This is a genomic window from Mesorhizobium sp. WSM4848 (assembly GCF_055811375.1).
The window spans coordinates 24801-39092 of the sequence record NZ_JBVVPX010000051.1; the positions used below are offsets into that span (position 1 = coordinate 24801).

Here is a 14292-nt window from a genome sequence, read left to right on the forward strand (position 1 = left end):
ATGCAGCAATTTTAACGTGTTACAGCGACCTTTGCGCATCTGATAAGACGCGCGGCGCTGTAGCGCCCCCTCCGCTCACTGCCAGTCGAAGGCAAGCTGCAATGGCGGCCTGGGATCAAATGCCTTGCGCTCGATGGACCACCCGGCATGCACAGCCGCCGTTTCCCAGATGATGTTGCCGGGATTGGCGAGCGCGTAGACGCAGCAGTTCTTAATGCTGTGCTTTTCAGCGCCTTCTGATATCCGGGTCTGGAACGACAGGCCGTTGGATGTCGGGGCGTCCCGGCCGTCCCGCTGCTCGTTGTAGGTGTCCCGGATCCGGCAGCGATTGAACGAGCATCCGCCACTGCCGACCTTACCCTGCGGGACAGCCGAGAAGGCGCCGTTGCCCTGTTGAACGGTATCGACGTCTTCGACAAGGCAATTGAAGCTTCCCTCCAGCATGACGCCAGCCCCGGTCGGGCTGTTGTTATAGAAGACGAGTCCACGCCGAACGACACAGCGGTCCGAGTGAAAGACAGAAATATTGTCCTCGGTCCAGGAGGTGGGACCATTCTCGGCCGAGAAGTCTTCCAAGCTCGTATCCGGAGAGCGGTTGAACTGCACATTCTGTCCACGCGGGAACGGCCCGCGCGCGTCGTGGAGTTCGAGGAAGCTCATCTGGGTGCCCGGACAGTCGACGACATAGATGTTGGAAGAGCCGCGGGACGCCTTAACTCGGGTGATGATCGCATCCGGGCAGCTTTCCAGCTTTATGTTGTTGCGGTTCTGGCTTGGTCCGGTCCCCGAGGGGGGAGCCCCGACATGGTCGATCTCGAGGTTCTGCAAGCGTATTCCGGCGGCTCCCCGGGCGTATATCCCGCTGCCCATGGCATGACGGATGCGGCAGCTGCGAACAATGACGCCCTGATGGAGTATCGTGATCCCGTTGCCTTGGGGCGCATAAATGTCAAGATTTTCAATGATCTGCCCATCTGCGCGCGAAAGCACCGGTCCGCTTGGACGCAGAAAGGCGGCCGCTCCCCCGAACCATTTACCGCCGTCCGATCGCCCCATGCCCAGATACAATTCTGCGCCGACGACGCCCGAGACGGGCAGCGCCAGCAGCCCGGCAAGGAGATAGCGCCGATTAAGGCGGGGTTTCAAGAGACTGCCGGCCGCGCGACCCGTTCGGGTGCCAGACGTCGGCTCCGCTTGTGCGGAGACGTCGAGGTGGCCGACGAGATGCAGATGGGCATGCCGCGTCCGTCCTCTCGGCAAGGCGGCTTCCTCGGCGAGATTGTCGTCAGGCATCCCCATCTCCCCCTGTGCGCCAGCCGGCGCAGGTTCCCGAAGAATGCGGATTGGCGGCAGCCCGCACAGCATTCCGCACACCATCTCTCTATTCAGCCCGCCGCGAAAGCCTTCATAAGGCTTAATCCCGATGGGCAAAGTGCCATCTGCCGGATTCCCTGCCATTCTCTGAAGCTGGCGATAAGCTGAGTGCGAAGCGATGTCGGTTGAGGCGGATGTCTTTGACTATGTGATCGTCGGAGCCGGGGCGGCAGGCTGCGTGTTGGCCAATCGTCTGGCGGCTGACGGCACCAATACGGTCTGCCTGCTCGAGGCGGGGCCGGCCGACAGCAGCATCCTTCTGCACATTCCGGCGGGACTCTACAAGACATGCTCGAATCCGAAATATGCCTGGCAGTTCGAAACGGAGCCGAGCCCGGGGACCGCCAATCGCTCTATTCCGATGCCGCAGGGCAAGACACTGGGTGGTTCGACCGCAATTAACGGGATGATCTACAACCGTGGCGCCGCCGCGGACTTCGACGAGTGGGCCCGCCAGGGCAATCGAGGCTGGCGCTACGCCGACCTGCTGCCCTATTTCAAGAGAAGCGAGCGCAGGATTGGGGAATGCGATCCCTTCTACCGCGGGACAGACGGGCTACTTCCGGTTACAGACTGCGATTGGCGACATCCGCTTTGTGATGCATTCATCGAGGCCGCGCTCAATGCCGGCGTCCCGCGCAATCCCGACTACAATGCCGCGAGCCAAGCCGGCGTGGGCTACTATCAGCGCTATATCGACAAGGGATGGCGCGTGAGCGCAGCGCGGGCTTTCCTGCGGCCGATGGCCAAAAAGAAGAACCTGGAGGTCCGCACGAAAGCGCAGGCCACTGCCGTCCTGTTCGAGGGAAAGCGGGCCATCGGCGTTCGGTATGCACGCGAGCCGGGTCATCCCATGAGCGAGGTGAAGGCCCGTTGCGAGGTGATCCTCTGCGCCGGAGCCGCGAACTCACCAAAGCTGCTGCAGCAGTCCGGCGTCGGTGCCGCGCGTATGCTCTGCAAGCTCGGGATTCCGGTCGTGCACGAATTGTCCGGAGTCGGTGCAAATGTCCAGGACCACTATGCGGTCCACCTGATCGCCCGGGTAGAGGGCATTGAAACGGTCAGCGGACACGGCGTCGCCCTCCTGCGCGAGGCGGCCAAATGGATGCTGGGTCGCCCGAACTTTCTCGCCGTCAGCCCATCGCTCGTCTACGGGTACCTCAACTCGCGGGATATTCACTCCACCCCCGATATCCAGCTTGAACTTGCATTGGGCAATTATACTGACCACCGCGCGCGGCGGTTTCCTGTTATCAAGCTTGGCTACTATCAGTTGCGGCCGAAGAGCATCGGACACGTGCGGGCCGTCTCGGCCGATCCGTTTCGAGCTCCGCTCGTCCAGCCCAACTACCTCGCCGATGATCAGGACCGACAGGTCGTCATCGACGGCATGAAGACTGTCCAGCAGCTGTTTCGCGCCCCCGAGCTAAGGCGCTACAACTGCACGGAAGAGCTTCCCGGCCCGAAGATAACGGACGACGCTGACCGTCTTCAGTTCGCCCGCGAAATCGGGCTGACCACCTATCATTTGTGCGGATCGTGCCGAATGGGCCCATTGGACAGTGCAGCATCTGTCGTGGACGACCAGTTGCGGGTCCACGGCCTCGAGGGCCTGCGGGTCGCTGATGCTTCCATCATGCCCGCCGTTCCCTCGGCCAACACCTCGGCCGCTGTCTTTATGATCGCGGAAAAGGCGGCAGACATGGTCCTTGGCCGGCAACCCCTCCCGGCACTGGAGCGCGACAAGCAGCCGTGTAGCCGAAAACCTGAACGACAACTGCCGGGAGAATTCCTTGAAGAGACGTACACTGGTTGCCTCTGAATTCAATGCGAAGGACCGAGCACACTTTGCGTTGGCGTATGAGTTCTGCCGCATTGTTGCGGAATGCGAGGACGCCGATCTAATCGCCCCCGGCCTCGACAACTACCTGACGAGACACTTTCACGCCATCTTGCCAAAGCACGACCCTCACAACGTCCAGCGTGACTTCAACCGACTGACGAATGCGGTTCGGAAAGGGCTAGGCTTGAGGAACGCGCCAACCATGGAGAATGTTCAGCTCACGCAAGACTATGACCTTTTCTTCTTCGTCGCCTGGAGCCCGCAAAGTCTTGTAGAATTGTCTCGGATCCACGACTGGCGCGGCCGCTGCAAGGTTGCTGTCGCGTATCTGTTCGAACTCTGGTCGAGCACGCTCGAACAGGACCGCCAATATCTGAAGCTCCTGGACCAGTTCGACCACGTGTTCCTGTTGCACAGCGCGTGCCTACCGCGCCTGCCTCAATACACCCGCACGCCCTGTTCCTTTCTTGCCACGGGTGTCGACGGCCTTATTTCAACGCCGTATCTGTCGCCGGTCAAACGCGTGGTCGACGTATACTCGTACGGCAACCGAGCCGCGAAAATACACCGCCAGCTTCTGAACCTGGCCCAAGACCGGGACTTCTTCTATCTCTACGACACGCTCGCAAGCACAGATTCCCGGGTCAGGGACTGGCATGAGCATCGGTTGCTGCTCGCCAATATCATCAGGCGCACGCGCTATTTCATGGCATTCAGTCCAGCGGCACTTGCGAACTCCAAGTCCGTCACGGTCGCCGGCGAGCAGGTGCTGCCTGCCCGTCTCTTCGAAGGTGCCGCGGGGGGCGCCGTCATGCTTGGGACCAGGCCGCAATGCGCCGAATTCGGCGAGCATTTTGACTGGCAAGACGCGGTGATCGAGGTATCACCAGACTCGAGCAGTATCGCAGGCGTAATTGGCGAACTCGACGTAAGCCCCGGCCGCACAGAATTGTTGCGCCGGACAAGCGCGGTCCGTTGCCTAGAGATGCACGATTGGGTTTACCGTTGGGAGCACATCCTTGCCACGATCGGAATGGAGCCGCTGCCGCGACTCCATATTCGCAAGTCCCTGCTGCGACAGATCGCCGCCGATGCGATGGCGCTCGCCTAGACGATCAGGCCCGAAAGTGGGAACCGGTTTCGGGTTCGGTGCTCAAACAGTGCTCAAACAAAGAGAAAGAGCGGCAGTTCCGAACCGGTCGCTTCCGTCGGAGCGTCCGCCGCTCCAGTGCTGCGCGCGAGAGCATTTCATTTCGAGCTACTCCGAAGAGCTAACAGGCGCCGGAAGCGGGCAAGGAGAGGGTCGTGTGTCCGCCGGCTCTACCCTTTGGGGTTAGAGCTTATGCCGAATTGGATTCGCACAGTGTCGCTGCCATTCTCTCAACTCCAATAACCGAGTGCTACCGCAGCCCATGGCTATCGAACTTCGCGTGAAGGGCAATGACCGCAGGCGGCGGATGCAGTCGCGCTGGGCATTTCGGCGGTTTTCAGCCGAGGAGGGAGGCGGTCGTCACGACATTGGTGGATCGATGCGGCTTTGAACGCAGGTGAACGTCATGGCACTTCTTCATGAAGACCCCCGTGCGGGCGTCACGTCAAACGCACCGCGGTGGAACCTCAAGGGCAATGTTCTTCTGCAGTCGTTTCCGCTTCTTGAGGCACTGTCCGTCGTTCTGCTCAGCATCGTCTCGGGAATGGTATATGATCTTGTGAGTTTCGGACATTTCGGCGAGTACGGCCGGAACTTCGGGCTCGGTGTTGTTGTAGCCGCCCTTTTTTCGACTTCCGCATATGCGCGCGGACTATATCTGAGTTCCGAGCCGCGGTCGCTGGCCTCTCAGATCAAGGAGGTCGTGCTGATCTGGACGGCGGTCTTTCTTTGCCTGTCGGTTGTGGCGCTTGCACTCAAGGTGGGAGACATGTTTTCGCGCCAAGCCGTCATGCTGTTCTTCGTGACGGGAGTTGGCGGCATCATCTTCGTGCGCTTGGGCGCCGGACGACTGTTTGCCTCCTTGACCAGGTCGGACATGCTTGCCAAACCGCAAGTAGTGATCGTAACGCAATCGGACGTGCGCGTGCCAAGTGGCGTAGTCCAGGCAATCGAGGCTTCCGGATGCGACGTCTGCCAAACGATTACATTGCCGGCGGCATCCAGCGAGGGCTCGCTCCTTGGGTGTATGGATAACCTCATTGAACATGTGCGTCGGCGTTCTGTCGACGAGATAGTTCTTGCTGTCAGTTGGGCTGACATATCCCTGATTGAGAAAATCACGGCTCACCTTTGTGTGGTTCCGGTCCCTGTAAGGCTCCTTCCGGACCACGTCGTTAGCGCGCTCTTGAAGCGACCTGTCGTCAACCTGGGGGGGACGAGGGCGATAGAACTGCAACGCGCGCCCCTAACGGCGCCTCAGCTGCTTACGAAGCGGCTCTTCGACGTTGTGCTGACCACTGCCGCCCTTCCATTTCTTTTGCCCCTTCTGGCCGTTGTAGCGGGGCTGATTGCGCTCGAATGCGGGAGGCCGGTGCTCTTCTGTCAGCGTCGGGCCGGGTTCAATGGCCGCACGTTCAAGATCTATAAGTTCCGAACGATGACGATCCTGGAGGATGGGCCTGTTGTCCCTCAAGCCTGCAGGGGCGATCCCCGCGTCACTCGTGTTGGGCGCATACTGAGAAGGTTCAGTATCGACGAGGTTCCGCAGCTGTGGAACGTGCTGAAGGGCGACATGTCGTTGATAGGCCCGCGGCCGCACGCGATGGCGCATGACAGCGAATACAGCCAGATCATTTCTCTCTATCCGGCTCGGCACAAGGTGAAGCCGGGGATCACCGGCTGGGCACAAATAAATGGCTGCCGCGGCGCGACGCCGCATGTCTACATGATGATCAAGCGTGTCGAACACGATATGTGGTACGTCAACAACTGGTCGGTCTGGCTCGACGTAAAGATCCTGCTTCTGACCATCCCCCGCATCTGGACGGGGCGAAACGCCTTCTAGCCCAACTTTGCCGGTCCGAGGCCGCTGGAGGCGATTTTGTGTGGCAAGCGATTGATTTGCAAGGAGTGGCGGGGCGGCTGGCAGACGACCCCATTAATTAACTGCCAAGCGACACACTCGGAAAAAGCGAACCTCTTCTTCGACGCTATCAGTTGAATACCACTTTGGATGAGGCTCGACACCATGAGATGTGCGGCTCTACGACCAAAGGCGCTATTACAGAACAGCTGTTACAGAACATCTGAATGCAAGCGATGATCAGTGCGAAACACAGCGACCGCTCAATGCATAACCTGCGACTTCAAGCAAAAGTGGCCGCACGGCAACGGCGTTTGGCAAGGTACCGCTATGGGAGCGGAGAGGAATGCTATGACTCGAGCGATTGACGAAGATCGTGTCTCTCTGGTCGTGGGTTTCACTCGAATCGAACGATCTCCACGCCCAGACAAACGAGGATGACGGCTTCTGTGAGTCCGCAACAAACCCGAACCACTGACCGAACTGCGGGGCCTCCCCTTGTCGAGTATGCTGCGGCGAGGTTAGTTCCCCAAGGTCGGCTTGCATGCATCAAAGGGCAAAATATCCTGCTCAGCTCGACACAGGGGGCAGTTTTTGCGCTCAATGACACTGCGGCGGATATCTGGCGCTCGCTTCAAGAAGGCGCGCCGGTCGAGGCTATTTTGGGCGAGATGGCAGCCCGTGGCGTTGATAGGCAAGAGGCCTATGGCTATGTCGAGGCTGCCCTTCGGGACTGGGAACGGCTCGGCCTAATCCAGCCTGCTCCACCGCCGTGCCCAACCGCAGTTCATCAATATCTCGGCCAGGTCGTTGCTGTTCCAGGCGTGTGTGCGCGCATACTGTATCCGGCCGCCGTCGCCTTTCCGGCCGCGACCGTATTGCAGCATCTCGAGGTTCGAAACAGGACCGTCGACGTTCTATTCCATCTGGTTGAGCGCGGGGAGCGGATCCACCTGTTCCGGGATGGCCACTGGACTGATTCCTGCGGTCGCGACGAGATACCCATTATGGTCAAAGGGCAACTGCTGGCCGAAGTGCTTGGGCACAGTGAATATGAACTCGCCCTCCATGCGGCGGCGCTTTTCAAGAACGGCCGCACGCTCCTCCTTTGTGGTAACCCCGGCTCGGGCAAGACGACGCTGACCTTGGCGCTGGTCCACGCGGGGTTTGGCTTCGCGGCAGACGATGTGACACTTCTCGACTCGGCCGGACAGGGTATCGGCCTTGCTTTTGCGCCTGCAGTCAAATCGGGATCATGGCCCATTCTGGGAGAATATTTCCCCGAACTCGGCAGGTCTCCGGTTTACCGGCGCCCCGATCGCAGGCGCGTGCGTTTTCTTCTGCCTAAGGATTATGTCGCTCCCGTTCCCCGGCCCGTGGGCTGGGTGGTCATGCTCTGTCGGACGCAGGATGCCAAACCTTCCCTGCGGGTGATTGAGCCGACCGACATCCTAGGTGGCTTGCTGAACGGCGCCTTTGCGCGGAACAAGGAGCTAAGCAGCACTGCGTTTGACGTTCTTTGCCAAGTCATCCGATCGGCACAGGGCTTTTGCCTGACCTATGCCAAACTGGATGACGCGTTGGAACTGCTGAAGGCGGCGTGCCGATGAAGCCCACCAGGAATGCGCTCGAGGCCCTGATCGCTGGACTTCGCGGCCGCCTGGTGGTAACGGCCGACTGGCAGGCGGTGATTGCACTCGCCAATCATACTCTGCTTACGCCCGCCTTGTTCGCCGCTCTTGCGCGTACGGGCCAGCTTGACCGGCTCCCCGAAGACGTGGGCGAGTATCTTCAGTTCATTTACCGCTGCAACCGGCAACGCAATTTGCGCTTGCGCAGGCAGCTGAATGAAGCCGTTGCTGCCCTCAATCAGTGGGGCATCGTTCCCGTTCTGCTCAAAGGGGCCGTTCCCTTGTTCCTTTCGTCGAGCGGCAGGATTCCCGACAGGATGATGAGCGATCTCGACCTGGCTGTGGAAACGGACACAGTAGAGGCTGCCCGGGCTTGCCTTGCCAAGCTTGGCTATGCCGAAGTGACGGTCGATGGTGGCATGGCGCGCCCGCAAGACGTCGGTCTCCTGGAGCTCCGGCCGTACCGGGAGATTGACCGCGAGTCCCCGAGGCTTGCCCGCCGCCACGGCCTTAGGGCGAAAATCCCCGCCCCACAGTCGCGGGCCCTCCACTGGATCATGCATGATCTCATCAAGGAGGCGGACTACTGGCGCGGAAGGACCGACTTTCGCCATCTTTATGATCTGGCACGGCTGGCGGAACAGCATAAGCTGGATTGGGCGGTGCTCCGAACATCCTTGCCCGATCAGAGCGCGCGGAACGCGTTCGATACTCAACTCCTGGCATTGAGTCACTTCTTTGGCGTCAGAGCGCCGGCGCAATATGTGCGGCGCCCATTGGTTCGCTTTCAACACTGGCGGCGAGTCTTCCCCTTGTACCATCCCGTCCTCGGCGTTCCATTGCGCCTGGTCGGCAATTCGCTGTGGGGTATGTGGCGACTCCTACATGGCGATGGCTTGGGCCGACGGAGTCCGCTCGACTTTGGACGCCGCGCCACTAGCATCCTCCTTGACGGCGATCTCGGGTCAAAAGTGTAGTAATACTTAATTTCCTGACTTGTATCCCGATGGCGCGGTGTCTTCACGAGGCGCATATGTTAGATTATGTGGTTAGAGTTGTTATTCTCAGCCTGGAGTACGTTTGATGAAGAGCGGGAAATATTCCAAAGGAAGGACAGATAAACTTGTCCCGGAAGAACAGGCACGTCGTGAATTTCTAAAGAATGCCGGGCGTTTTGCGGTTGTAACACCTCCATCAATTGCTCTGTTGCTTGGCACGAGCTTGAACTCGCAAGCTATTGCCGCATCGCATGGCGCACGTCCCGGACATGGAGGGGGCATCAAGAAACATTTCCACTCTGTTGGCCGCAAGCGTTAGAATGGTTTGGTTTCTTTGGTCGTTCTGGCCGATCATAGATGACGCGTAGTCCGGAATGCCTAAGTCGGTTGGAGGCGGCCGTGGAAACGGAAGCGCGCTTCGCCCGATCTTGGCTTCGGCGGTCATCGATCCTGCCATATTGCCGCGTCTCTGCGGTCTACCCTGATCCCGTCTAAGGAAGGGGTCGACCGCAGGGATGCCAGCAGCCCGGCAAGGGCTCAGTTTTCGCGCATGCCGAGACGGAACGCATCCGTCAGAGGTTGCGTCAAGTAGGACAGCACGGTCGTCTCGCCGGTTGCAACGATCACCTCCGCCGGCATGCCGGGCCTAAGTTTCTCGCGGACCTGTTCGGGGAACTGAGAGACCTGCACGGAAACTTTCAACTCGTAGTAGGGCTCACGCGTCACTTCGTCATGGAGCGCGTCTGCGGCAACGGTCTGCACCTCGCCGATCGCGACCGGCGTCGAGCGAGCCTTGAACGAAGGCAGTCGGATCTCGGCAGGAAGGCCCTCGGCAACATTGTTGATGTCGACCGGCGACATCTTCGCCGAGACGATCAGAGTGTCGTCATCAGGGACGATCTCCATCAAGGTTTCGCCGGGGCGAACCACGGCTCCTATCGTGTGTACCTTAAAGCCGACAACGCGCCCGGACCGCGGTGCGCGTATTTCGGTGCGGTTGAGCACGTCATCTGCAACGTGCAGCTTTTCGCCGGCGTCGGTGAGCTTGGCACTGGTCTCGGCAAACTGTGCCGAGACCTCTTCGATGGCCTCGCGCCCGACTTGCTCGATCTGGAGTCGCGCCTCGCCGATAGTGTGGCGCTCGCCCGCTATTTCGGCAAGGAAGGCACCAAGCTGACCTTGGAGATCGGCCTGCTGCCGTTTGAGCGCGGTCAGCCGCGTGCCCAGAATGATGCCCTTATGGGCTAAGGGCGCCAGCATATCGTGCTCTTCTGTGATACTCTCGATCTGCAAACGGACAGCCTCGCTTTGGGATTGCATGGCCTCGATCTTCCGTTCGGACTGGGCGATGCGCTCCTGCAAAATGGGAACCTCGTTCGTACGGGCCAAGCGGCGCTTGTTGAACAGTCGCAACTGGTCTTCCATCGCGCGCTGGGCGAGGGGGGCGCTCCCTAGCGTGAGTTCGCGCGGGAAAGTGACCATTTCGGCTCCGTCCAGTTCCGCCTGCAGCCGTGCCTTCTCGGCAAGCAGCGAGAAGACAGCGGACCTCGCGATTTCGCCCTGCGCCTGCGCCTCGGTGAGATCAAGGCGCACGAGCACCTGACCCTCGGTCACATGTGCGTTGGGCGAGACGAGAATGTCGCGCACGATACCGCCCGCAAGGTGCTGAACCGCCTTGCGGTCGGTTTCGACCACAACTGTACCCGAAGCGATCACCGCGCTGTCGAGGCTGGCCAGAGAGGCCCACCCGCCGAGGATGCCGAAGGTCAGCACGACGATGCCAAAGCCCATCCGCGCGGGCTTGCGCCAGTCGCCGGAGAGGTTTGCGTGCGCCGGCTTGTGGTCTGAGCCGGCAAAATCTAACGGCGCGAAAATCTGCGGGAAGCTAGCTCGAGTCACCCGTCCTGCACGCAAGAGCGCGGAAAGTGTCGGCCCCACCGCGCTTGTACAAGTGGGGGCAGGGGTCGAGCGGGCCGTCCGCATCGGGAGCCCGCGAACCCGTGCTATGATTGCCGTCCTTTTCGAGGTGTCAGGCATCATCATTGGTTTCGACTCGTTATGCATCGACGCGTGTCCGGCGGAGGAGAGAGTGCGCTGGATCTGACGCCGGCGGTCCGGCGCGCCCTCCATCCCAGACGGGCCGCCGCGGTGCCGGCGCTACGTTCGGGCCGACGAGCGACGGCAGCAACTGGTCACGACTGCCCATCTGCGCTATTCGTCCTTCCTGCATGATGATCATTCGATCCACCGCCGACAGGAGGTTCGGCCTGTGGGTCACGATCACAACGGTCTTTCCGTCTCTCCGCAACCCTTCGATTGCCCGGATCAGTGCGCGATTGCCATCGCTGTCCAAATTGGCATCAGGCTCATCGAGCACGACGAAGCTCGGCTCGCCAAACAGGGCGCGCGCGAGACCGACCCGCTGCCGCTGCCCACCCGACAGTCCGACTCCATCCTCCCCGATGTCGGTCATATACCCTTTGGGGAGGCGCTGGATCATCTCGTGCGCAGAGGCGAGTGTTGCCGCCTCGGTCACCTGCGCATCGACCGCGTCAGCTCGGAAGCGCGCAATGTTGTCGCGCACGGAACCGGAGAACAGCTCAATATCCTGGGGCAGGTAGCCGAGCGCGGTGCCGAGTTGGTCCGGATCGTAATGGCGCAAATCGTTGCCATCGAGTCGCACGCATCCTTGCGCCGGCGGCCACGCACCCACAAGCGCACGCGCGAGCGAGGATTTGCCCGAGCCCGATAAACCAACGAGGGCGACGACCTCTCCCGCTTTCAGCGTGAACGTCGCGCCCATGACGACCGGCGTGTTCGTACCGGGGGCGAGGACGAAAAGGTTCTCGACGGAAACCGTACCCCTGACGTCAGGCAGACGCACGCGTCCAGCAATGGGCGGGTTCTCCTCGAATATGCGTTCCAGGCGCGCATGGGCGCTGCGCGCGGACACGATACTTTTCCATTGCGCCACCATGATCTCAATAGGGGCAAGCGCCCGACCCATGATAAGCGACGCCGCAAACAGGACGCCCCCGGAGATTTCCTGGTTAATAGCCAGGTACGCACCGATGCCCATCATGGCCGTTTGAATGGCCATGCGCAGAAACTTGGACAACGCAAGAAGTGTGCCGCCGCGCTCGCCCGCGCTGACGGAGTAACCTAGCGCTTCCTCGCGGATTCCGGTGCACCGTGACCGGATAGCGGGCCCCATCCCGAGCCCCCGAATTGCCTCTGCATTGCGCAGCGAGGAGCCCAGCCTGTCGATCGCGCGAGTGTTCGTGAGCGAGGCTCGCAAGAGCAAGCCCTTCGTCGCTCGCTCATTTACGAGTGCGATCGTCACTATCGCCACCGCGCCGACGAGGGCCACAAGGCCGATCAACGGGTGAAGTAGGAAGCAGATCACGATGTAGATCGGAGCCCAGGGCGCGTCCATCAGCGCCATGATGACGCCGCCCGAAAGAATGTCGCGCATGAGGTCGAGATCGCGCAGGGTCTGTGCATGATTCGACCCGCGGGCACGCAGCGCCGAGGAAAGCGCCGCCTCGAATGCGGGACCAGACAAGAGCCGGTCGAACCGCACGCCAGCCTGCTGGAGGATACGAGCCCGATAATGTTCGAGGGTCCCATAGGTCATCAGCAACACGCCAACGATCACCGAAATAATGACGAGCGTGACGGCATTACGGCTCGTTAGGACGCGATCATAAATTTGCATCGTGTAGAGCGGAGACACGAACATGAGAAGATTGATGAAGAGCGAGAGCCCGCCGGCCGCGCAGAGGCCCGGACGGATCTCGCGCAAGGCCACCGCCAGCGGCGAGGGCACGTGCAAGGAGAAATTTGTCATCTATTATCCGAATCCAGTGAAGCGGTCGCAGGGCGCTCTAACCTGGCCATTTTTAGGCCTCTGTTCACGAGCGAGGAAGGCGGCAGGGCAGGCGAGGTCTCATGCAAAAATCCCCCGACGGAACCACCCGCCGAGTTGGTCCGAGCGCGAGCCCTGCCCCATCACACCGTGCTGAAGTGTGGCGCAACCGTCTGCTTCAGCCGGTTGCGCCACCTGTTCAGACTGCGTAGTCCCAGGCGAACTGGTTATCGATGTGTGCCATTGGGGTGGCGGCGGCATCCTCGTGCACGTCGGCTACGACCGCCTTTGACTTGTCCCAAATGATGTTGTTGGGGTTGCCAGCGTTGGTGTAGCTCGAGTTCAGGACGCTGACCCCGCCGGAGCTGACATTCCAGATCAGTCCATTCGAAGAGGAAGCCCCGCGGCCTTGATCGGCGTTGATACCGTCGAACGACCTCGTATCGTCGAAGGTCACATCGCTCGCGTAGGACGAGAACGCGCCATTGCCCTGATGGATGGCGTCAACGTTCTGCACCCTGCCGCCGGTCGATCCGTTCTCGAACATCACGCCGACGCCGGTCACGGAGTTGTTACCGTCGATCACCCCGTTAGAGATCGTCGTATTCGGGCTGCCATAGACCGAGACGATATCCTCAGGATGCGAGTTGGCGGCGTCGTTGACGGCATAGAAGTCGGTCAGCGAACTATTGCCCGAGTTGTTGAACTGGACGAACTGACCGCGCGGGAAGGGGCCATGGAAGTCGTAGCCATCGACATGCGAAAGATCCGCACCGGGCGAGTCCACGAGATAGATGCCGGTCGAGCCTTCCCGCACCGTGGTGTTTTGAACGGTCAGGTTCGCGGCGTTTTCTGCCCTGATGTTGATGATGTCCGGGCTCGTCTCGGCGTCGATTCCCGCCGGCGGGTCGGCGTTGATGACCTCGGTGTTCTCGATGGTGACGCCGGTTGCGCCCGATACCGACACCCCGTCGCCTTCGGCGTGATGAATACGAACATTGCGCAGGATGACATTGTCGTGCGTAATCGTGACCGCGTCCCCGTTGGTGACGTAGATGTCAAGATTTTCAATCACCTGGCCATCGTACTCCGATTGGATCGGTGTGGTGGTGTGGGTAAGACCCTGCGCCGGCTGCGTGGGTGCCGTCGGCGCGGAAGCGGTGGAAGTGGGAGCCTCGGTCGTCACGGTCGATGTCGGGCTCGACGCGGCTGTCTCCGTCGGCGCGGAAGCGGTGGAAGTGGGAGCCTCGGCCGTGACGGTCGATGTCGGGCTCGATGCGGCTGTCTCCGTCGGCGCGGAAGCGGCGGAAGTGGGAGCCTCGGCCGTCACGGTCGATGTCGGGCTTGACGCGGCTGTCTCCGTCGGCGCGGAAGCGGCGGAAGTCTCGGCCGTCACGGTCGATGTCGGGCTTGACGCGGCCGTCTCCGTCGGCGCGGAAGCGGCGGAAGTCTCGGCCGTCACGGTCGATGTCGGGCTTGACGCGGCCGTCTCCGTCGGCGCGGAAGCGGCGGAAGTCTCGGCCGTCACGGTCGATGTCGGGCTTGACGCGGCCGTCTCCGTCGG

General features: G+C 60.9%; 11 protein-coding genes. 7 read left to right on the forward strand and 4 right to left on the reverse strand.

From position 1 onward, the window contains the following. Window positions 1–75: 75 nt before the first annotated feature. On the reverse strand, window positions 76–1293 hold the full coding sequence (locus AC0L16_RS30860) for a right-handed parallel beta-helix repeat-containing protein (protein WP_473625258.1): 1218 nt from the start codon (window positions 1291–1293) through the stop codon (window positions 76–78). 199 nt (window positions 1294–1492) lie between these two features. Here AC0L16_RS30860 and AC0L16_RS30865 point away from each other — a divergent pair, with 199 nt between their 5' ends. The 6 genes from AC0L16_RS30865 (at window position 1493) to AC0L16_RS30890 (ending at window position 9179) form a co-directional block, all read left to right on the forward strand. Continuing rightward, window positions 1493–3196, forward strand: coding sequence for a GMC family oxidoreductase (locus AC0L16_RS30865; protein WP_473625259.1), 1704 nt, complete (start codon window positions 1493–1495; stop codon window positions 3194–3196). Continuing rightward, a complete protein-coding gene (locus AC0L16_RS30870) occupies window positions 3168–4328 on the forward strand; it encodes a glycosyltransferase (RefSeq protein ID WP_473625260.1) in 1161 nt (386 codons plus the stop codon). The genes AC0L16_RS30865 and AC0L16_RS30870 overlap by 29 nt, the downstream gene beginning before the upstream one ends. 445 nt (window positions 4329–4773) lie before the next feature. After that, window positions 4774–6213: an exopolysaccharide biosynthesis polyprenyl glycosylphosphotransferase gene (locus tag AC0L16_RS30875; protein ID WP_473625262.1), complete on the forward strand. Its 1440-nt coding sequence runs from the start codon at window positions 4774–4776 to the stop codon at window positions 6211–6213. 455 nt (window positions 6214–6668) lie between these two features. Continuing rightward, window positions 6669–7841: a PqqD family peptide modification chaperone gene (locus tag AC0L16_RS30880; RefSeq protein WP_473625263.1), complete on the forward strand. Its 1173-nt coding sequence runs from the start codon at window positions 6669–6671 to the stop codon at window positions 7839–7841. Beyond that, window positions 7838–8839, forward strand: a complete 1002-nt coding sequence (locus AC0L16_RS30885; protein WP_473625265.1) for a nucleotidyltransferase family protein — start codon at window positions 7838–7840, stop codon at window positions 8837–8839. The genes AC0L16_RS30880 and AC0L16_RS30885 overlap by 4 nt, the downstream gene beginning before the upstream one ends. A 106-nt stretch (window positions 8840–8945) precedes the next feature. Further along, a complete protein-coding gene (locus AC0L16_RS30890; protein ID WP_473625266.1) occupies window positions 8946–9179 on the forward strand; it encodes a hypothetical protein in 234 nt (77 codons plus the stop codon). Between the two features lie 218 nt (window positions 9180–9397). Here the strand turns inward: AC0L16_RS30890 and AC0L16_RS30895 are convergent, their stop codons facing one another. The 3 genes from AC0L16_RS30895 to AC0L16_RS30905 all read right to left on the reverse strand — a co-directional run bounded on the left by AC0L16_RS30895 (window position 9398) and on the right by AC0L16_RS30905 (window position 13914). Continuing rightward, window positions 9398–10651, reverse strand: a complete 1254-nt coding sequence (locus AC0L16_RS30895; RefSeq protein WP_128246374.1) for an HlyD family type I secretion periplasmic adaptor subunit — start codon at window positions 10649–10651, stop codon at window positions 9398–9400. 265 nt (window positions 10652–10916) lie between these two features. Then, window positions 10917–12710: a type I secretion system permease/ATPase gene (locus tag AC0L16_RS30900; RefSeq protein ID WP_473625267.1), complete on the reverse strand. Its 1794-nt coding sequence runs from the start codon at window positions 12708–12710 to the stop codon at window positions 10917–10919. Between the two features lie 217 nt (window positions 12711–12927). Next, window positions 12928–13914 (reverse strand): right-handed parallel beta-helix repeat-containing protein, encoded by a 987-nt coding sequence (locus tag AC0L16_RS30905; protein WP_473625269.1) that lies wholly within the window; start codon window positions 13912–13914, stop codon window positions 12928–12930. On the opposite strand from AC0L16_RS30905, the gene AC0L16_RS30910 reads away from it, so the two are divergent. Beyond that, window positions 13895–14292 (forward strand): hypothetical protein (locus tag AC0L16_RS30910; RefSeq protein WP_473625270.1); only part of this gene is annotated, 398 nt, incomplete at its 3' end. The genes AC0L16_RS30905 and AC0L16_RS30910 overlap by 20 nt on opposite strands.